This window comes from Streptomyces sp. NPDC002935 (genome assembly GCF_040611295.1).
Taxonomy (GTDB): Bacteria; Actinomycetota; Actinomycetes; order Streptomycetales; family Streptomycetaceae; genus Streptomyces.
Genome location: NZ_JBEXNW010000049.1, coordinates 32159 through 51631, shown reverse-complemented (window position 1 = coordinate 51631; position 19473 = coordinate 32159). Strand labels below are relative to the sequence as shown.

The window sequence follows — 19473 nt, the reverse complement described above, 5'->3', positions numbered from 1 at the left end:
TGCGCTGATCACGCCTTCCGTCGCCGCCTCGCGTCGGGGGCGGTCACGGCCGCCGACACCAGCGGCTGACGTGCTTCGGGGCGCACAGCCGCCGGACATCGAGATTCCGCATGTCGGTCTTCTTGCCGCCGTGGCTCTCCCGCCGCTGCCGCGGACCTCGCGCTGACTGCCCCCGAAGCCGCTTGCCGCACGCCGCGGCCCGACGCAACGGCGGTCGTGTCCCCGGGCGGCCCAGCGCGCGGTCCCGTTCACCGAGGCCGCCGTCACCGACCGCGGCGACGGTTCGTATTCCGTGTCCCGGAAACGCGTCCGGCGTCCGGTCGGTGACCGAGTACTCCGATGGCCGACCGGTCGACCACGGCGGCGCCGAGGAGCCCGCGACAGCGGCCCGCGGCCCCCTTGCCCGTCGAAGGGGCCGGGGCCGGACGGCCGGGTGCCGACCGGACCGCGCACGGCCTTGCCGGCGGACCGAAACCAGTTCCCCGTAGCCCATCACGCACCGATGAACGCCGCTATGCCGATTGTTCGAAAGGCACGACATGACCGAGACCGAAATCCGCCTCACCGGGTCACAGGTCCCGTCCTTCCCTCAGGACCGGACCTGCCCGTACCAGCCGCCGAAGGCCTACGCGGAGTGGCGGGGCGAGAGCCCGCTGACGCAGGTCACGCTGTTCGACGGCCGACGGGCCTGGCTGATCACCGGGCACGCCGAGGGACGGGCGCTGCTCGTCGATCCCCGGCTGTCTTCCGACTGGGGTCACCCGGACTTCCCTGTCGTCGTCCGGCGCACCGAGGACCGCGGCGGGCTCGCCTTCCCGCTGATCGGCGTCGACGACCCCCTGCACGCCCGGCAGCGGCGCATGCTGATCCCCAGCTTCGGCGTCAAGCGCATGAACGCCATCCGTCCCAGGCTGCAGAGCCTCGTCGACCGGCTCTTGGACGACATGCTGGCCAAGGGGCCGGGCGCAGACCTGGTGTCGGCCTTCGCCCTGCCGGTGCCCTCCATGGCGATCTGTGAACTCCTCGGCGTCCCGTACGGCGACCACGACTTCTTCGAGGAGTGCTCCCGCAACTTCGTGGGCGCCGCGACATCGGCGGAGGCCGATGCGGCCTTCGGCGAGCTGTACACGTATCTGCGTGGCCTGGTTGACAAGAAGCAGGCCGAGCCTGAGGACGGTCTGCTGGACGAGCTGATCGCACGCCAGTTGGAGGAGGGCGACCTCGACCACAACGAGGTGGTCATGATCGCGCTGGTCCTGCTGGTAGCCGGCCACGAGACCACCGTCAACGCGATCGCCCTCGGAGCCCTCACACTCATCCAGCACCCCGAGCAGATCGACGTGCTGCTGAGCGACCCCGGTGCGGTCTCAGGAGTGGTTGAAGAGCTGCTGCGGTTCACCTCCGTCTCCGACTACATCGTCCGGATGGCGAAGGAAGACATCGATGTCGGCGGCGAGACCATCAAGGCCGGGGACGCGGTGCTGGTCTCCATCACGCTGATGAACCGCGACGCCAAGGCGTACGAGAACCCCGACATCTTCGACGCCCGGCGCAACGCACGTCACCACGTCGGCTTCGGCCACGGCATCCATCAGTGCCTGGGGCAGAATCTCGCCCGCGCCGAGCTCGAGATCGCCCTTGGCGGGCTCTTCGCCCGTATCCCCGGCCTGCGGCTGGCCGTACCCCTGGAGGAGGTGCCCATCAAGGCCGGCCACGACGCCCAGGGCCCGATCGAACTCCCCGTCGTCTGGTGAGGATCCGGGCGGAGGGAACAGAAGGAAGAGAGGCAGGCCACGGCATGCGCATCACCATCGACCGCGACCGGTGCATCGGCTCCGGCCAGTGCGCCATGACCGCACCCGGCGTCTTCACTCAGGACGACGACGCGCTGGTCGCCCTGGTCCCGGGACATGAGGACGGGGCGGGGGACCCGCGCGTGCGCGACGTCCCCATGGCCTGTCCGGTGCAGGCGGTCGCGGTCTTCGAGGACTGAGCGGCATCGGCCGTGAGGCGTGGGTCCGCAACCGTGAGCGTGGTGGCTCTCCGGGAGCCGAGCGGCCAGGACCACCGCCTGCCGGAATCCGCAGCGGCGCATCACGGGGATGTGGAACCGGGTGAGTCGACTGACGAGGCAGAGCATGGATCCATCACGCTCGTCGGCCGGAGTCGGGCCCGTTCCGTCCTGGGCCCCGGTCCGCGAGCGCCTCGTCGGCACCGTGGCCCAGCAGTTCGTGGAGCAGCGGGGTCGCGGGCAGTGCCGGGTGGAGGTACACGCGCTCGCGGCGTTGTTCGACGGCGGCCAGCAGCTTCCGGAAGGTGGTCCTCGCCTCCTCGATCCGCCCGCCGTGATGTTGCGCCTGGCCCAACAGGCCCAGGTGGAGCGGGTGGCGTATGTGCGTCTTGGACTGGCCCAATTCGGCCAGTGAGGTGTGCATGAGGGCGAGGCCATCTTCGTGATCTCCTGCGTGCGCCAGGCCCCACCCTTTGACGACGCCCAGCATCGCCTTCCAGTAGACAAGTCCATGTTCGCCCGCAAGGCGAGCGCCTTCGTCGCTCGAGGCGAGTGCGGTGCGGGTGTCACCCTCCCAAGCCGCCACGACCCCGTCCACGTACAGCGCGAAGGAGCGGTCGGACGGCCTGCTTTCGTACCGAGTGAGGCTCAACAACTCACGTCGGCGCGCGCCGGCGGTCTGCCGGTGTCCCAGGAGCCAGTGGGTGAAGGTGTTGTAGGACCGGCAGGAGACGCGTGGGTCGTGCTGGAAGGTTCGCGACAGCGCGTGATCCTCGTTGGCGAAACGATCCGCTATGCCGACGCCGCGCTCCAGTTCGGCGAGGGCCTGCGGGAGCATTCCGCGCACATGCAGCACGATGCCTTCGCCGTACGTCGCACCGAGCGCCGCCACGGGCTCCCAGGTCTGCCGCGAGATGTCCCGCAGTAGGCCGGAGAACTGCCGCGAGGCGTCGTAGCGGCCGGTGACCAGGTACGCCGTGCACAGCGCCCAGAGCACCGACGGGTCCTCGGGGGCATGAGCGGCCGTGCTGAGGGCGCGACCGCGCGTCAGTGCCGTCTCGGCCTCGGGATGGCCGTAGCCGCGAGTGGTGGCGAGCACCTGGCCGAGTTGGATGTGCAGGTCCTGTTCCAACCTCTTTGTGGCGGGATCGTCCGGCGGTAGGAAGCCGACCAGGTGCACGGCGCGGCGCAGCCAGATCTCCACCTGCTCGTACGCCATGGACTGCTCGGCGTGTTCCGCGGCGAGCAGCAGCCGAGGCAGCACCTCGGCCGCGGGCAGTGCACTCCTGGCGTGCCAACTGTGATGCGCCACCCGCTCGATCTCCTCGTCCTGCACTTGCCCTCGCCTGCGTGCGCTCAGTGCGTCGGCGACCCTGGCGTGCAGGCGGTGGCGGTCCTCACGGGGGAGCTCGTCGACGAGCGTCTCCTGGACCAGGGCGTGAGCGAAGTGCAGTCGCCCCGGATGGTGCGGGTCCTCCCCGAGCAGGCCGGCACGGATGGCCGACTCAAGACCGGCGATGACCGGCTCGTCCCGCGTGGCGGTGCGGTGCAACAGGTCGGTGTCCACCTCGGCGCCGATGACGGCGCACAGTCGAAGCACCCGCAGGACCGGCTCGGGTAGCGCGGCGAACCGCTGGCGCAGCGCCTCGCGTACGCCGGTGGGAATGTGGGCCAGAAGCGCGTCAACCGCATCCGGGCGACGGAGTTTACGCGCATCGCCCACGAGAGAGAGAAGCTGCATCACCAAGTAGGGGTTGCCTCCGCTGCGCCGGTGCAGCACCTCGACAACCTTCGGGTCCACACCAGACCCTGCGTGTGCCTCGACGAGGGCGCCGACGGCCTGCAGGGAAAGCCCACAGAGCTGCAGCGTCTCGGTCCTGGGGCCGCGTAACACGTCGGAGACCATCCGGCGCAGCGTTGCGTCCGACTCGGCCTCGAACTTCCGCGTCGTGAGCACGATGCTGAGCGGATGGCCCTGGCAACGGGTGCTCAGTAGCCTGAGCAGGTCAAGGGAGGCGGTGTCCGCCCATTGCAGATCTTCAAGGAACAGCACGAGCGGGTGTTGCCCGGCGAGGGCGAGCAACACCTCGCAGACCGCGTCGTGGGCGAGGAAGCGGGCCTGGAACCAGTCGGAGGCCCCTTTCGGGCCTTCGGCCCGGGCCGCCGACCGCTCGGGCATCAGGGGGGCGAGCAGGGCGCCGAACGGTTCCGTCGCGTCGCGAAAGGCATCCGGCCGGGTGGCGGACAGCCGCCGCAGGATCTGAGTCCACAGCCAGTAGGCGGGGACGCCTTCGCCGGGGAAGCAGTGGCTCCAGACCACCTCCAACCTGGAGCCCTTCTCGGGCGCCTCCATGCTCTGCAGACGTGCCGCAAGTTCGAGCAGCAGGCGGGTCTTTCCGACTCCTGGGGGGCCGAGGACGCCGGCTACGTGGCCGTGGCCCACGACCGCGCTCGCGGCGGCGGTCGTCAGGCGGTCGAGCTCCTGGCTGCGGCCGGTGAACGGCGAAGGGGCAGCCGTCCACCCCGACTCGGACTCCGGGTATTCCCCGGCTTCCGAGGTGGCTGCGAGCTCGTGTTCCGGCCCGGGTACAGGCCGCCACCGGGCTGTCCCGGCTCGCGTTCCGGCGGCATCCGCCTGCGCGTCCGGCGGCACATCGGTTCGCGCCGCCGGGCGCGCGCCGGTCCCCGTGATCCCCTCGCGTTCGGCGGTCGCGCCGGCGTCGTCCGTCCCGTTGGCGTCGTTGGTTTCCACCGCCGTGCCGTGCCCCCGGGGCGTGACGGCAGTCCTGCCGTCCCAGGAGCCCACGAAGCCCTCGGAGTTCTGTACTCCGTCGTCACCGCTCTCGCTCAACACGAGCGGGACAGGTGACGCTCCGGTGGACTCAAGTGGTGTGGGAGACAACTTCTTCGAGGGGGCGCTCGCTCCCGGCTCCGGGCGCAGGATCGCGTTTCTGACCCGGCGCAGTTCGGCTGCGGTGTCCACGCCGAACTCCTCGACCAGATGACTACGCGTCCGCTCGTACACCTCAAGCGCCTCGGCCTGCCGCCCGAGCCGGGACAGCGCCGTCATGAGGTGGCCGACCAGCCGCTCCCGCGTGGGATGACGGCGCGCCTCCCCGTCCAGATCGGCGGCGACCTCTTCGGCCGCGCCGAGGGCCAGCCGCGCCTCCGCGCGGGACTCGACGGCGGTGAGCCGGATCTGTTCGAGTCGGGTGCACTCGTCGCTGAGCGGCGGATGGCTGTCGAACTCCGCGTACGGAGAGCCGCGCCACAGCCCCAGGGCCTCGGTGAGCCGGGCATGCGCGGTGCGCGGATCGCGCTGCTCCAGCAGCCGCCGTCCGTCGGTGACCAGACGCTCGAAGCGGCAGGCATCGATTTGTTCGGGATCGAGATCGAGGACGTAACCGGGCGTCCGATGACGTAGCACCGAAATTTGGCCTGTTCCCGCCTTTGTGTGCAGGGACCGGCGCAGATGAGAGACATGGCTTTGGAGTGTGGCGACGGCATGACGGGGCGCTTCGTCACCCCACAGTTCCTCGACGAGCAGTTCGGTGGGCACCACGCGGCCGAGGCGGATGAGCAGCAGGGCGAGCAGTGTTCGTCGGCGTGGCGGGCCGAGCGGCAGGTCATGCCCGTTGTGTCGAGCCGACATGGGCCCCAGAACGCTCAGTAGGAGCTCAGCCTGACCGGTCGTCGTGGCTGACACGTTCGCGGTCGGAGGTAAAGGCATGAACGGTCCCCATCGTGCTTGCGGATATGGCTGACCGACGGTTTTGAACTGGCTGGTCTCACACCGTCCTCTCCGGATCCTGGCATGGCGAACGACTCCTTCCAAGCTGGAGATCCATCGATTGGCAAGAAAGCGGCAGGTGTTCGGCAAGGATTTCGACTGGGGTCCGGAAAGCGATGGCGGGCGACGGCAAGGGGTCGCCAGCGGCTCGACAAGGACCCCGCAAGGGCGGTGACGCACAATGTTCAACATCTGGAGTCACCGCTGGTCCCAGGGCCGATGACGCCCCTGCTGACGGCCTTCACGGCTGCTCACCGGCCTCCGAGTTTATTTCGCCCAAGTTTCCTGACAGGGAGCACTCTCTTGCTGAGTCCAGCACCTGCAACTCCGGCCCTGTGCATGGCGAGCCTCGATAAATCCTTGACCATCCAGCAGGCGAACCAGGAGTTCTTCAGGCAGTTCAACGGCTCGTCCGAGGACATATGCGGTCGCAATTTCCGTGACGTGGTGCACCCGAGCGTGCAGCAGCCGCTGGTGCGTCAATTCTCCAATTTACTTGAAGGGAAGAACCATCGATTCGTAACGCCCGTCATTGCCGTGGGGCCCGGAGAGGAGTCCGCCTTCACCGTTTCCCTCACCGCGGTCGCGGTGCGCGGTGGCCTGCCCGGCACGACCGCGATCCTGGTCATGATGCCCACGGCCGGGGACGCCGAGCAGACGCGTGTGGTGACCAACCGCAAGAAGATCCTCTCCGCGATGGACGCGCGCATCCTCGAAGGCATCGCCGCCGGCGTCTCCACCGTCCCCTTGGCAGCAAGCCTCTACCTCAGCCGGCAGGGCGTCGAGTACCACGTGACCTGCCTGCTGCGGAAGCTGAAGGTGTCCAACCGCGCCGCGCTGGTCTCCCGCGCCTACTCCCTGGGCGTGTTCAAGGTCGGCACCTGGCCGCCCGAGGTCGTGGACGACTTCGTGAAGTGAGCGGGCACGGGCCCTCCGGGCGCCCGCTCGCGCGGGTGGCTGTGGCAGCGTTCACCCGGGTCGAGTGCAGGGTCGCCGGACTCGCCGCTCACGCAGTGCCCGGCAAGCACCTGGCGGAACGGCTCGAGTCGCGCGCAGTGGAGAGGCACCTCATCAGCGCGTACCACAAGCTCCGGGTCGCAGGACGGTCCGAACCGGCCGCGTCTTCCCCCGCGCTGCCCGGCCCGGCGGACGCCTGACGGCACGCTTGAGCGCTTCCCGCGCCCAGGAGCGGGCCGTACCGCAACGCCCGCTTCCGTACCTCGGGTGACCGAACCCCGGGCCCGGTCTCCACAGGGTCAGCCCGCCCGATCCGGATTTCGTCGACGGCCCGTGCGCGGTCTCCATACGGTCCGTTCTGCCCCGGACCGTGTCACTCCGGCCGGCCTTCCGATTCATCTTTCATCTCTCCCAATTTCATCTCTCCCAAGCTCAGGAGACACAGCGTGATTGCACACCAGCCTCTGTCGCGGCGCCGCATGCTCGGCGTGGCGGCCTTGGGTGCCGCCGCACTCGCGGGGCAGACCACGATCACCGCCGCCGCCCCCCGGGCGGCCGCTGCCACCGCAACCAGTGGTTCCGGCGGCACGTTCGTCCCCGCCGTCGTGGTCGGCACCGGTTACGGCGCGGCCGTCACCGCCCTGCGCCTCGGCGAGGCAGGGGTCCCCACCCTGATGCTGGAGATGGGCCGGCTGTGGAACCAGCCCGGTCCTGACGGCAACGTATTCAGCGGGATGCTCAAGCCCGACAAGCGCTCGAGCTGGTTCAAGACCCGTACCGAGGCTCCGCTCGGCTCTTTCCTGTGGCTCGACCTCGCCAACCGGGACATCGAGCCCTACGCGGGTGTACTGGACCGGGTCAACTTCGACCAGATGTCCGTGTACGTGGGACGCGGTGTCGGTGGCGGTTCGCTCGTCAACGGTGGCATGGCGGTCACGCCCCGGCGCTCGTACTTCGAGGAGGTGCTGCCCCAGGTCGACGCCGACGAGATGTACACCACGTACTTTCCGCGCGCGAACTCCACCCTGCGCGTCAACAACATCGACAAGAGTTGGTTCGAGCAGAACGAATGGTATACCTTCGCGCGTGTCTCGCGCCGGCAGGCCTCGAATGCGGGCCTGAGCACCACCTTCGTGCCCAACGTCTACGACTGGGACTACATGCGCCGTGAGGCGGACGGCGCGGTGACCAAGTCCGCGCTGGCCGCCGAGGTCATCTACGGCAACAACCACGGCAAGGTCTCACTCGACAAGAGCTACCTGGCGGCCGCGCTGGGCACCGGCAAAGTCACCATCGAGACCTTGCACCAGGTCAAGACGATCCGTCAGCAAAGCGACGGCACGTACCTGCTCACCGTCGAGCAGAGGGACACCGGCGGCAAGCTGCTCGGGACCAAGGAGGTTTCCTGCCGCCACCTCTTCCTCGGTGCCGGCAGCCTCGGCTCGACCGAACTGCTGCTGCGTGCCCGCGAGACCGGAACTCTCCCGAACCTCAGCCCTGAGGTCGGCGGGGGCTGGGGCCCCAACGGCAACATCATGACCGCCCGCGCCAACCACATGTGGAACCCCACGGGCACCAAGCAGTCGTCGATCCCCGCCCTCGGTATCGACGACTGGGACAACCCGGACACCCCTGTCTTCGCCGAGATCGCCCCCCTGCCGGCGGGTGTCGAGACCTGGGTCAGCCTCTACCTGGCCATCACCAAGAACCCGGAGCGCGGCACCTTCGTCTACGACGCCGCCAAGGACCGGGCGGATCTGCGCTGGACCCGGGACCAGAACGCGCCCGCGACCGCAGCCGCGAAGTCGCTCTTCGACCGCATCAACAAGGCCAACGCCACCATCTACCGGTACGACCTCTTCGGCAAGCAGATCAAGGCCTTCGCCGACGACTTCTGCTACCACCCGCTCGGCGGCTGCGTCCTCGGCAAGGCCACTGACAACTACGGCCGCGTCGCCGGATACAAGAACCTCTACGTGACCGACGGCTCACTCATCCCCGGAAGCATCGGCGTCAACCCGTTCGTGACCATCACGGCGCTGGCAGAGCGGAACATCGAGCGCGTCATCAAACAGGACATCGCGGATTCCTGACGAGCGGTAGGCGCGGCCCGCCCGCGCCCCCCTTCTCCTCCCGGCGAACGCCCCGCCACGGTGGGCGGTCGGACCGAAACCGAAAAGGAACGACTCCGTGAACTCCCCGCTCACCGAGCACAACAGCCTCTGGATCCGCAGGTTCCACCCGCGCCCCGACAGCCACGTCCGGCTGGTCTGCCTGCCCCACGCCGGCGGCTCCGCCAGCTTCTACTTCCCCGTGTCCCGGTCCATGCCCGACAGCGTCGACGTGCTGTGCGTGCAGTACCCCGGCCGCCAGGACCGCCGCACTGAACCTCTCCTGGACTCCGTACCGGCGCTCGCCGACAAGGTCTACGAGGCCCTCCTGCCCTGGACCGACCGGCCCATCGCCCTGTTCGGCCACAGTATGGGCGCCTCCCTCGCCTACGAGATCGCCCGACGGCTGGAGCAGGAGCGGGGCATTGTGCCCGCCACCCTCATCGCCTCCGGCCGCCGCGCCCCGTCCACGCACCGCGACGAGACCGTCCACCTGCGCGACGACGACGGCCTCGTCGCCGAGATGCGCGGCCTCAGCGGCACCAACCCCCAACTGCTGGGCGACGAGGAGGTCCTGCGCATGATCCTCCCGGCCATCCGGGCGGACTACCGCGCAGCCGAAACCTACACCTGGGAACCGGGGCCGCCCCTGCGCTGCCCCGTGACCTGCCTCGTCGGCGACGACGACCCGAAGGTCACCGTGGAGGAGGCCGCCGCTTGGTCCGAGCACACCGACGGCCCGTTCATGCTGAAGGTCTTCCCCGGCGGCCACTTCTTCGTGGCCCATCACCAGAGGGAAATCGTCGGCCTCATAGCCACCGAGTTGGAGGTGCCCGACCGGCCATGAGTGGGCGTTCTGTGGGTCTCCGCTTAGCTGTGACTGGCGGCCGGACCTGGGCGACTTCGGCAAGCTGCACGTCCGGCACGGAAAGGGCAGTCGCCTGGTGTGGCCGGCGCGGGCGCCGGGGTACAGCACGCTGCGCTGCCCCCGGGCTCGGTGCCGTCCAGGAGCCGGCTGGGGGTGATGTCTGGTATGTCGTGACACGGGGGATCCTCCCGACGCCGTCAGCCAGCCGACGGCACGTGCCGAGGGCGGCCGCTGTGCACGTCGGGCAGGGCCAGCAGCCCGAAGGCGCGGTGGGCCGCACCCGTCCCACGCCGGACGACGGCCAGGGCGATGAGGGCCGCCGCGGCGGGCACGCCGAGCCACCAGTCCAGCAGATGGATCAGAACACTTGAGGCTACGGCGCTGCCGAGCGCCACTCCGAAGACGGCACCCAGCACCGCGAGCACGATGCGGACGTGCCCGGGTGCCGCACCGCTGCCCGGCTCACGCTCGCCCGACCCGAGCCAGGAGACCATCGCACCCAGCATCACGGGTACGAGGACAGCTCCCATCCCGTACAGCGTCAGCGCGACCGGCGAAGACAGCCAGTCGCCGACGCGCGACAGGACCTGCCCGAAGCCCGGGTGCTCCGGCCAGGCCGCGAAGGTGTTCCGGTCGGCCGAGAAGAACCGCTGGTACCCGCGCCCGTCCCAGCCGTGGACCAGGATGAAGAACATCCCGAGGTAGCCCACTCCGGCCTGGAGGAAGGCGGCGTACGCGCGGCCGGCCGCGATCAGCCGCGCAGCGACCCAGTATCCGAGTAGGCCCTGGCTCACGTTGGTTGCGGCGAACAGGGCGACCAGCCAGGCGGGCAGCCCTTCGTGCCCACGCGCCACCTGCATGGTCTCCCAGTCCGGGAAGCCCCAGAGCAGCCATACGCCGCTGGGCGCGAACAGCACCGAGCAGTACAGGACGGTGCCCATCAGGTACGGGTCCGACCACCGAAGGACGCGGGGGCGGGGCGAACCGGGCCTGCTGACGAGTCGGTACGCGGCGGCGGTCGCGAAGCTTGCGCCGATGCCGTACGACCAGAAGACGTCGACCTGGACCATCGTGCTCTCCTTTCCGGAATGACACGTCATTCCGCTTCGAAGGCAAAAAAATGAACGGTCCTTGCGGGCCTGCGGCTCAGGAGGAGCCGAGGCCGTCGAACATGAGGGTTTCCACCGTGTGGATCCACGGCTGACGCATGCCGGCCGGGTCCTGCACGTGCAGCAGGCGTACGGCTCCGGTCACGATCATCCCGTTCACCGCGAGGCCGACCACATGGGCGTCCAGATCGCGACGCAGAAAGCCACGGTCCTGGCCGTTGCGGATGAACGCGGCGGTGTACGCGGCTGCCGCCTCCATCGCCTGGCCTGCGAGGTCGGGCTCGGCGCGGTCGATGGCTATCGCGTCGTAGAACAGAATGCGACCCAACTCCGGTTCCGCAACGACGAGCTCGAACAACTTTTGGCCGATCCGCCTGACCTGCTCCCGGTACTGCGACAGGGTCTCCGAAGAGCCGGGGTCTTCGTCGGACAGTGCGTCGGTTATCCGGCCGAGCGCCCGCGACACCACGCTCCGCGCGATGTCCTCCTTGTTCTTGAAGTAACGGTAGAACGTGCCGTGTCCGGCTCCGAGCTCCCGCGCGATGTCGGAGATACCGGTCGCGTGGTAGCCGCGTTCGGCGAATACCTTTCCCGCGGCGCGCAGGATCGCGTCCCGCTTGTCGACCACACCTCCGGGCACGGAGTTCCCCTCACGTCAGCGGAACGCGGAATGACGTGTCATTCTCGAACTGGCCACCGGCCACCGTCAATAGACCCGACTCCGTCCGCTGGGCGAGGAAGCCGGAGCAGACGGCGTGATAGGGCCTTAAGTGAGCCCCAGTAGTGGCCTTGCGCCCGGCCCCCGAGCCGGGCTCGTAGTTGCACCGCCGATGGTGTCCCGCCGAGTGGTGTAGGCGGTCGAGGGTCGTGAACGCGCGGGTGTCTGCCCGGGGGCGTGCATCCGCTGTCGATGAGTGCTCCCTGAACCAGGGCAGGCCATCGCGCAAGTCGCCCTGGTGAACGGGCAGTTCAACCGGAGGAGCGCACGATGGCCTTGTCCCAGCCTGACCTGATGCGACTGCTTCAGTCACTACGTACGGCCGACGGAGTTGAGACGATCAGGGTGCTGCGTGAGCGCATCCTGCAGGAACTCATTGAGGCCGAGGCGACCGACGCAACGGCCACCGCGAGCGGCTGTTGACCACTCAGGCCGGCGGCCTCGATCTGAAGATCCCGAAGGTGAGGACCGGGTCGTTCTTCCCCTCGCTGCTGGAGCGGCGTCGGCGGATCGACCGGGCGCTGTTCGCCGTGGTGATGGAGGCACACGTGCACGGGGTCTCGACCCGCTGAGGTCGACCATGCGGTTGGGCGGCTCCTTGGAGACGACCACAGTCCAACGCTGCTCGACCCAACTCCGCCTGGCGTTGCAGGGCACCCTGGCCGAACGCCCTACCGCGCCACCTCGCCGTCACGGCAGGTGACCGACACGAGTCTGGGCTTGCACACTTCGGCCTGCCAAACTCGCAAACCATCGCGCACCACCGAACCCCCGACCATGTCCTTTCTCGCGACCACTCGCAAACTGTCGTGCTCCGTCACAACCGCGGCGGATGTACCAGCACGGGAGCCGGATCCGCTGTGAAGCCATCGGGAATCCGCCCGAGAGCCGAGTCGGGGCGATGCGGTGGTGATCAAATCGTTGCCGCGCCGCGTACAACCGCGAACAGCCTTCCCCTGTCCGACAGTTGGCCAATGAGGATGATCCTTTGGCCGGTGCACCCACACGCCCGTTTCGGGCTGTGGGGGAGAGGACGGGCTCGTAGATGGAGAAGGTAAAGATGGGCAGGACGATGCGGAGCGCGGTGGTGACCGCAGGAGCGGCCCTCGTGTTCACCGGGGTGGCGGCGGTGCCGGCCGGGGCGGCGGAGGGCGGGGTCTCCTTCACCCGGGTCACGGTGAACAGCGGGAAGCCGATAGTCATCGGGACCACCAAGGAGGTCGTCGTGCCCGCGTCCTTCCGGATGACGACCAGGCTCAAATACGACTACGGGCCGACCGTGTTCCCCTACCGGGGGCACCCCGATTCGGGGGACACGCTGCACAGCTCCGTCATCACCAGCGACTGCAAGGTCGTGGACAAGGCCAACGGCGTCTGCGACTTCAAGGAGTGGCTGTACATCGACCCGCGGTACTCCGACTTCGGGAACGAGTACGCCGGCACCTGGAAGACTGCCGCTCGGGTCTTTCTCGCCGGTGACGCCTACGACACCGACGACAAGAATCTCTCGTTGCAGGTCAAGCGGGCTACACGCGTCACCGTCAACGCCTCGCCGGAGCCGGTCGCGGCGGGGAAGACGATCACCGTCACCGGGCGGGTCGAACGGGCGAACTGGAACACGCACACGTACCAGGGGTACGCGGGCCGCACGGTGAGCCTGCAGTTCAAGGCGGCGGGCGCCTCCTCGTACACGACGGTCAAGAAGGCGACGTCGAACAGCAGCGGGGCCCTCAAGACCACAGTGAAGGCCACCAAGCCAGGAACGTGGCGGTGGACCTACTACGGGAACTCCACCTCCGGGGCAAAGTCGTCGACCACGGACTACGTCGCCGTGCAGTAGCCGACGCGCCCGGACCACATTCCCTCCCTTCACGACGACGCGCGCCGCCAAGCAGCGCGCCAGCTCACCCAGCCGCCAGCCGAAGCTGCGGTCAGTGGCCCCCCTCGGCCAAGGTCGACGCCGACGCCGACGCCGACGCCGACGCCGACGCCGAAGACGACGAGGACGCGGCGCGGGACGACGATGACGGCCTGGCGCCGGGCGATGAGGAAGAGGAGCGGCCGGACTGGCGCATGAGCATGGTCGCCGAAGCCTCCGTCCGCCACTGGACGGTGGCCTTCAAAGCCGTCCAGGAAGGCCACACGCTGATCGCCCTGCGCAAGGTCGACGCCGCGATCTTCTGGACCCCCAACGAGACCCCGCCCGACAAACCGGACCGGGACCGGCTTCGGCGAAGTGAAGGCCAAGTTCCTCCAGGCCGGAGAGTTCATCCCGGAAGGTGACGAGTGATGGCCGGACCCACAGGCCGCGGCAACTCCCTCGGCGCCGCCCTCAACGACCTCCTGGGCGCCCAGGTCACCCCGCGCCACAGGCTGTCCACCTACAACGCCAAGCACTGGCACGCCCAACTCAGCCAGCTCACCGGAGCCAGACGCGGCTACGAGGCCCTCGAAAGCGCCGGCCTCGACGTCCGGCCCGACACCCTGTTCAAGTGGCTGTCGGATCCCGAGTACAACGTCCGCCGAAGCTACCGCGACCTCATCCACACCGCCTACGAAAACGTCGCCATCGTCCCCGCCGAACCCCTCCCCGGCACGGTGAAGAACGGCCAGTTCGAGATCAGCGGCAAGGTCAAAACCGGCAACGACGAACGCGACCGCGGCACCCGCCGCGCCGCACCCCTGCGCATCGACGGAAGCCGTGGGGACTGGAGCGAGATCGAGACGCTGTGGCTGGCCGGCGACTTGCGTGATGACGACTTCGAGGACCGCTTCATCGACGACGTCATCGTCGCCGACAACCGATGGCTGGGAATTCAGCGGAAGCTCGTACTCCGTCGAGCTCAGATAACGCCAGAAGGGAACCCTCGTACGAGCACCAGCCCTGAACGGCCCGCGTTACCACCGATCATTTGCACGCAGAGCGACTGCGACCGCCCGACGTCGGCGCAGCATCCCTCCCCCGGATTCCCGAGCCGCTTGCCCCACGCAATGCCGCACTGGCTGTGCCGCCACCGCCGTCGCCCGAGCGCTCATCGACGGGGACGTCCCGCAGCCAGCATGCGCGGGGATGGTCCCGGCAACAGCAACACGGAGAAAGCCGCCTGGCTCCTGCCCCGGTACGCCCGGGGATCGTCCCGCCACGCGAGCGCAACCTCAACCTCAACCGTCGGACTTCTTCCCATCCCGGCCCGCTCCCGGAGGGCGCTGTGAAGACGGGGAGACCACGGCAGGGGGCGGGGAGTCTATGCGGGGTGGGGGCTTTCCTGTTCCGTCCAGATGGTCTTGCTGCTGTCACTGAAGCGGACGCCCCAGTTCTGTGCGAGTTCGGCGCAGATGAAAAGGCCGCGTCCGCCCTCGTCGGTGGTCTGGGCGTGGCGAAGGCGTGGTGAGACGGGGCTGGAGTCGCTGACCTCGAAGGTCAGCGTGCGGCCGCTGTTGATCAGGCGGAGGGTGATGGAAGGGGTGCCGTAGCGGACGGCGTTGGTGGCCAGTTCGCTGACGATGAGTTCCGTGGTGAGCGAGAGTTCGTCGAGGTTCCATTCGGTCAGCTGACGCCGCGTGCGGGTGCGGGCAGTGGCGATGGCCGCGGGTTCGGCGGGCATGTCCCAGGTGGCGACGAGACTGGATTCGAGTGCCTGGGGTCCGCACGAGGAGCAGCACCGCGTCGGTGCCGGGGGCAGGGGCGGGGACGGTGCGCATAACCTCGTCGCGCAGGTTGCCCAGGGGGCGGGTGCTTTGGGCGAGGACCTGCCGCAGCTGGTCCTGGCCGGTCCTCCTTTCTGCCTCGCTCGTGGGAAAGAACGCGACGGTGTAGAGAGCGATGATGCTTCCCTCAGGGAGGTCCAGACGGGTGCTGGCGAAGGTGTCTTCGCCGCCGCTCAGCGGGGGAGCGACGGGAACATCGATTGTCTCGACGGCCCCGTGGGGGTGGGCGAGTACCGGTTGCGGGCCACCGGCGAGGGCGAGGGTGCAGCTCAGGGCCAGGGGATCGTAGATCCCGTAGAGGCAGTCGGCGGTCAGTGTCTGGTTTTGCAGAGGGTCGCTGGTCGGCAGGCCGGCGCGTTCGGCGGCGAGTCGGGCCACGGTCCCGTTGAGGCGGGCGAGTAGTTCGTCAGGTTCCAGGTCCAGTGATGCCAGGGTGTGGATGGCGGTACGCAGCTGACCCATCGCCATGGCGGCGTGGATGCCTGTACCCGAGACGCGACCGACGGTGAAGGCGATCCGCGCACCGGACAGCGAAAAGACGTCGAACCGGCCGCCGCCGGCATCGGCTGAGTGATGGAAGTGGGCGCTCTCCACGGCTGCCTGAGGCGCCGGGAGCTGGGCCAGGAGGTGGCGCTGCAGCGTCAGGGCGATGGTGTGTTCTCAGGCGTAGCGGCGCGCGTTGTCAACGTGCAGCGAGGCCCGTGCAGCGACCCGACCCCAGCGCGAGGTCGAGATCCTGGTCCACGAACCGGTCGCGGCCGGGAGAACGGTAGAGACTCAGTATTCCCGGTACGCCGTTCCTCAGCGTCATCGGGGTGACGATGGCAGAGTGCGGGCCCTGCGCGCGGGACGCCTGCGAATGGTGGTCGTGGGTTTCGCCCGGCCAGTACGTGATCAGCTGGGGGCATAGGTCCGTCAGGGCCTGAAGCCACGCCCCAGGAAATCTGAACGGACCCGTACCGGTGCCCAGTGAGTCCCGTTGAGGGTCCACCGTGGCGAAGGACATCCGCCGCAGGGGCATGGCGGGCCCCACGGGCCCGGGCGGAGGGGCCTCGCCCCGCACGACGGGGTCCAGCAGGTCGACTTCTGCGGCGTCGGCGAAAGCGGGCACGAGGACGTCGACGAGTTCGCGGCAGGTGGTGTCCAGCTCGAGCGTGTGCCCCAGACGCTCTCGCACGTCGTTGAGGACTCGAGCGTGAGCGAGGGCCCGCTCGCGGACCGTGACGTCCACCACCGCCGTGGACACGCCCAGCACCCGGCCGTCCGCATCCTGGAGCCGGAACACGGAAACGGAGTACACGTCCTCGTGCGCGGGGTCGTTGGGCGGGCGGCCGCGTACGAGCCTGTCCAGCGCAGGTTCGCCGGTGGCGAGCACGTCGTGCAGCATCGCCACGGTCTCTTCAGGGTCGGACAGATGCACCACGTCGCCGAGCCGGCCGCCGAGCACGTCTGCGGGCTCGACTGCACTCATCCCCGCTGCCGCTGTGTTCACCCGCAGGACGCGCAGATCGGGATCCAGCACCTGCATCCCGATGGGCGACTGGGTGAACAGTGCCGTCAACACCGCCTGCCCCCGTGCGTCGGCACCCCGCCCCTCTTCCGGACGCAACAGGTAGATGCCCCAGCCCGAGCGGCCCTCGCGCAACGTCACAGGTTTCACCGCTAGGCCGGGAACCGCCGCTGTCCTGCCCGAACGGCGGTCCGGTCCGGCGTCGGCCGGGTCCCATACCGCGGTCAGCAGCTCTACGACGGGACGGCCGACCGCGAGGTCTGCACCGCGCTCGAACAGGGACCTGGCCTCCTGGCTCCACCCGACGATGACACCCGCTGCGTCGATGACGAGCAGCACGTCGTCCGATGCCACGGCCCGATCCTCCATGCATCGCCTCCGCGCGGACAGATCAGCGCTGCAGGCCGTCTGCGTCCGGTCACGTCCCTTCCAGAGTGCCCCCCCGCGCAAGGACACCGCACGTCGGAGCCAACGGGCGCGCAGCCTTCCTTGTAGAACGCCCGTCCATGAGTGCGGTGTCGGGCCAGAAGAGACGACTGGGGCCCCTCGGCTGTTCGCTCTGGTCACGGGCGGAGGATGGAAGGTCATCCCGGCTTGTGTCTCTGCGAGGCGTTGGGACCGGGAAAGCCTCAGGTGCGTCTGTGTCTCCACCGCCGGACATGGGAGGTTCCATGACACCGCCTCCGTCACCAGCGCCTCCACCAACGCACTGGCAGCGCTTCGGCGCGTGGTACCGGGCCGTGAACTGGGACAAACACACGGCAGTGATCGCCGCTGTTGTGGCGTCCGTCGGGCTTGTCCTGTCTGCCTGGGGCACCTTGACATCAGCCGAGGTCGCTGATGATCAACTGGCGAACTCCCGCGAAAGCCAGTTGGAGGAAGAAAAGGCCCAGGCAAGCGGTGTGACCATGTGGGTCGAATGGAACTTCGGCACCGGCAATGCCGTGAACGCTGCGGACCGCAGGCTGGTCATCGCCAACCGGTCACTCGATCCGACTCCGATCGGACTGCTCGGCAAGGCCCAATTCCCGCGTCACCCCCGAGGGGAGATGGCGTCACCCCCAAGGGGAGATGAAGGACCACGTTCTGTACCTCGGCTCGCTGCCTCCATGTACGCGCGCCACCTACACAAACTGGACGCTCCTCGATGCCGACAACTCGAGCCCGACGCGTTTCGACGTGGTGAGCATCGTCTTCTTGGACGCTTCGGGACTGACATGGCAGCGAAACCGGGACGGCCTGCTCTCGAAACTGGGTGCGGGTAAGGAGTTCTCCAAGCGCGTAGTCGAGCACGGCAGACCAGCGCCAGGCATGGATCCGATCCGGGAAGCCAAGCTCAAGGCGCTGGATCCCTGCAAGCCCACATGAACCTTCGAGATCGTTCTTGCCTAATTGGGCAAGAACGACTCGAAGGTCAGTTCCGGGCACCCGCACCGGCTGCGGTGCGCTTTCACTCTCACGCATTCTGTTCTCCTGGCCCGACAGGCAAGGCTTCGGCGTCGGATGGCGTCCGATTTGTGGCCAAGCGAGGCCGACTTCGACAAGATCAAGAACCTCCGCGTGCACGCCATGCCACGGAGGCGGCGGCCTCCCGCCACGGTGCGGAACCGCCGTCGCCCCAGCCTTGCTTCATGTATCGATATTCGATAGATTTCCATCGCAACTCGATGGAGGGATGACTCATGGGAAAGCTGACCGTGGGTGCGCTGCGCGCGGTGCTCGGGATGGTTCTTATCGGCACCGTGTTCGTGCAGGCAGGGATGGTGTGGGCGTTGGTCAGCGGGAGCGACCCGGAGGACGGGTCGCTCCCGCTGACCCCGCTGCGCGTGATCACGATCCTGGGCATGGTTTCGGTCCAGGTCGCCCTGGTCTGCGTATGGCGACTGGTGGCGATGGTGCGACGCGGAACCGTGTTCTCCCATGCCGCCTTCCGCTACGTGGACGGCGTGATTGGCGCGATCGTTGCGGCTGCCCTCGTGTGGTTCGCGGTCACGGCCATCAACGCGCCGGGCCAGCGGGACGACCCGGGTGTCACCGTCATCATGGGCGGGATTGGTGTCGGGATCCTGGCTGTGGCGCTCATCGTGCTCGTGCTGCGGATGCTGCTCGCCCAGGCCGTCACACGCGACGTCGAAGCGGCACAGATGCAGGCCGAGTTGGACGAGGTAATCTGATGCCGATCGCCGTCGACATCGACGTGATGCTAGCCAGGCGGAAAATGTCCGTGGGAGACCTCGCAGATCGCGTAGGGATCACGCCCGCCAACCTGGCAGTACTCAAGAACGGCCGCGCCAAGGCGGTGCGCTTCGCGACGCTCGCCTCGCTCTGCGAGGCGCTCAAGTGCCAGCCGGGCGACCTGCTGCGCTGGGAGCCCGAAGACACCGCGGGCGAATGAACCGTGCCTGCCGACGCGTCATCGCCGATCCCACTTGCCTTTGACCAACTCCGCGAGAATCCCGGGCCGTGCCCGAGAAGACCCCGGGACCGGCTGGCCGAGGCCGAGGTGCCCGACCTCGCGATCCGCGCGGCGTACGGCACGCTCTGGTCGTCATGCTTGCGCTGACCGCGTGGGCGGTTCTGGCCCAAGCGTCCTGCCTGCTGGCGGTGGGTGCAGCAAGTTGGGGTGGTCGGAGAACGTGCCGTCGCCGCAGAAGGCAGCGACCGCATCCGCTCCAAGTTCGGCCCCGCCGC

At 68.5% G+C, this 19473-nt stretch carries 17 protein-coding genes and 2 pseudogenes; 12 read left to right on the top strand and 7 right to left on the bottom strand.

From position 1 onward, the window contains the following. Positions 1-539: 539 nt before the first annotated feature. Together ABZX90_RS39925 and ABZX90_RS39920 are read left to right on the top strand one after the other, a co-directional pair. Positions 540-1754 carry a cytochrome P450 gene (locus tag ABZX90_RS39925; RefSeq protein WP_355213279.1) on the top strand — a complete coding sequence of 405 codons (1215 nt, stop codon included), beginning with the start codon at positions 540-542 and terminating at the stop codon, positions 1752-1754. A 44-nt stretch (positions 1755-1798) separates the two neighbouring features. Further along, positions 1799-1993 (top strand): ferredoxin, encoded by a 195-nt coding sequence (locus ABZX90_RS39920; protein ID WP_351132004.1) that lies wholly within the window; start codon positions 1799-1801, stop codon positions 1991-1993. Between the two features lie 154 nt (positions 1994-2147). On the opposite strand, the gene ABZX90_RS39915 is transcribed toward ABZX90_RS39920, so the two are convergent. After that, positions 2148-5663, bottom strand: coding sequence for a BTAD domain-containing putative transcriptional regulator (locus ABZX90_RS39915; RefSeq protein ID WP_355213277.1), 3516 nt, complete (start codon positions 5661-5663; stop codon positions 2148-2150). A gap of 477 nt (positions 5664-6140) precedes the next feature. Between ABZX90_RS39915 and ABZX90_RS39910 the strand changes: the two genes are divergently transcribed. The 3 genes from ABZX90_RS39910 (at position 6141) to ABZX90_RS39900 (ending at position 9716) form a co-directional block, all read left to right on the top strand. Next, the gene (locus tag ABZX90_RS39910; protein ID WP_351132002.1) at positions 6141-6719 is read left to right on the top strand and encodes a LuxR C-terminal-related transcriptional regulator; all 579 of its coding nucleotides are present in this window, start codon (positions 6141-6143) and stop codon (positions 6717-6719) included. Between the two features lie 518 nt (positions 6720-7237). Next, positions 7238-8851 carry a GMC oxidoreductase gene (locus tag ABZX90_RS39905; RefSeq protein WP_355213285.1) on the top strand — a complete coding sequence of 538 codons (1614 nt, stop codon included), beginning with the start codon at positions 7238-7240 and terminating at the stop codon, positions 8849-8851. 97 nt (positions 8852-8948) lie between these two features. Then, positions 8949-9716 (top strand): alpha/beta fold hydrolase, encoded by a 768-nt coding sequence (locus tag ABZX90_RS39900; protein ID WP_355213275.1) that lies wholly within the window; start codon positions 8949-8951, stop codon positions 9714-9716. Between the two features lie 218 nt (positions 9717-9934). Here the strand turns inward: ABZX90_RS39900 and ABZX90_RS39895 are convergent, their stop codons facing one another. Both ABZX90_RS39895 and ABZX90_RS39890 read right to left on the bottom strand, forming a co-directional pair. Continuing rightward, a complete protein-coding gene (locus ABZX90_RS39895; protein WP_355213273.1) occupies positions 9935-10807 on the bottom strand; it encodes a hypothetical protein in 873 nt (290 codons plus the stop codon). A gap of 76 nt (positions 10808-10883) precedes the next feature. Further along, a complete protein-coding gene (locus ABZX90_RS39890; RefSeq protein ID WP_351131998.1) occupies positions 10884-11486 on the bottom strand; it encodes a TetR/AcrR family transcriptional regulator in 603 nt (200 codons plus the stop codon). A gap of 348 nt (positions 11487-11834) precedes the next feature. Here ABZX90_RS39890 and ABZX90_RS39885 point away from each other — a divergent pair, with 348 nt between their 5' ends. The 3 genes and pseudogenes from ABZX90_RS39885 (at position 11835) to ABZX90_RS39875 (ending at position 13404) form a co-directional block, all read left to right on the top strand. After that, positions 11835-11987, top strand: coding sequence for a hypothetical protein (locus ABZX90_RS39885; protein WP_351131997.1), 153 nt, complete (start codon positions 11835-11837; stop codon positions 11985-11987). Then, positions 11960-12133 (top strand): annotated as a pseudogene (locus ABZX90_RS39880) (transposase); the annotation flags it as partial. The gene ABZX90_RS39885 and the pseudogene ABZX90_RS39880, both read left to right, overlap by 28 nt. Positions 12134-12624: 491 nt before the next feature. After that, positions 12625-13404 (top strand): hypothetical protein, encoded by a 780-nt coding sequence (locus ABZX90_RS39875; RefSeq protein WP_351132012.1) that lies wholly within the window; start codon positions 12625-12627, stop codon positions 13402-13404. Between the two features lie 29 nt (positions 13405-13433). Here ABZX90_RS39875 and ABZX90_RS39870 read toward each other — a convergent pair whose 3' ends face one another. Next, positions 13434-13706: a hypothetical protein gene (locus ABZX90_RS39870; protein WP_355213271.1), complete on the bottom strand. Its 273-nt coding sequence runs from the start codon at positions 13704-13706 to the stop codon at positions 13434-13436. A 147-nt stretch (positions 13707-13853) separates the two neighbouring features. Here ABZX90_RS39870 and ABZX90_RS39865 point away from each other — a divergent pair, with 147 nt between their 5' ends. Further along, positions 13854-14777 carry a hypothetical protein gene (locus ABZX90_RS39865; protein ID WP_355213269.1) on the top strand — a complete coding sequence of 308 codons (924 nt, stop codon included), beginning with the start codon at positions 13854-13856 and terminating at the stop codon, positions 14775-14777. Positions 14778-14809: 32 nt separating this feature from the next. Here the strand turns inward: ABZX90_RS39865 and ABZX90_RS39860 are convergent, their stop codons facing one another. The 3 genes and pseudogenes from ABZX90_RS39860 to ABZX90_RS39850 form a co-directional block, all read right to left on the bottom strand. Continuing rightward, positions 14810-15169, bottom strand: coding sequence for an ATP-binding protein (locus ABZX90_RS39860; protein WP_355213267.1), 360 nt, complete (start codon positions 15167-15169; stop codon positions 14810-14812). A gap of 49 nt (positions 15170-15218) precedes the next feature. After that, a pseudogene (locus ABZX90_RS39855) lies at positions 15219-15866 on the bottom strand (PP2C family protein-serine/threonine phosphatase); the annotation flags it as partial. Positions 15867-15954: 88 nt separating this feature from the next. Continuing rightward, positions 15955-17136, bottom strand: a complete 1182-nt coding sequence (locus ABZX90_RS39850; RefSeq protein ID WP_355213265.1) for a PAS domain-containing protein — start codon at positions 17134-17136, stop codon at positions 15955-15957. Between the two features lie 717 nt (positions 17137-17853). Here ABZX90_RS39850 and ABZX90_RS39845 point away from each other — a divergent pair. The 3 genes from ABZX90_RS39845 to ABZX90_RS39835 all read left to right on the top strand — a co-directional run bounded on the left by ABZX90_RS39845 (position 17854) and on the right by ABZX90_RS39835 (position 19177). Next, positions 17854-18150, top strand: coding sequence for a hypothetical protein (locus ABZX90_RS39845; RefSeq protein WP_355213263.1), 297 nt, complete (start codon positions 17854-17856; stop codon positions 18148-18150). A gap of 314 nt (positions 18151-18464) precedes the next feature. Further along, positions 18465-18956: a DUF2975 domain-containing protein gene (locus tag ABZX90_RS39840; RefSeq protein WP_351131991.1), complete on the top strand. Its 492-nt coding sequence runs from the start codon at positions 18465-18467 to the stop codon at positions 18954-18956. Further along, positions 18956-19177, top strand: a complete 222-nt coding sequence (locus tag ABZX90_RS39835) for a helix-turn-helix transcriptional regulator (protein WP_351131990.1) — start codon at positions 18956-18958, stop codon at positions 19175-19177. The genes ABZX90_RS39840 and ABZX90_RS39835 overlap by 1 nt, the downstream gene beginning before the upstream one ends. The last annotated feature ends 296 nt before the right edge of the window (positions 19178-19473 follow it).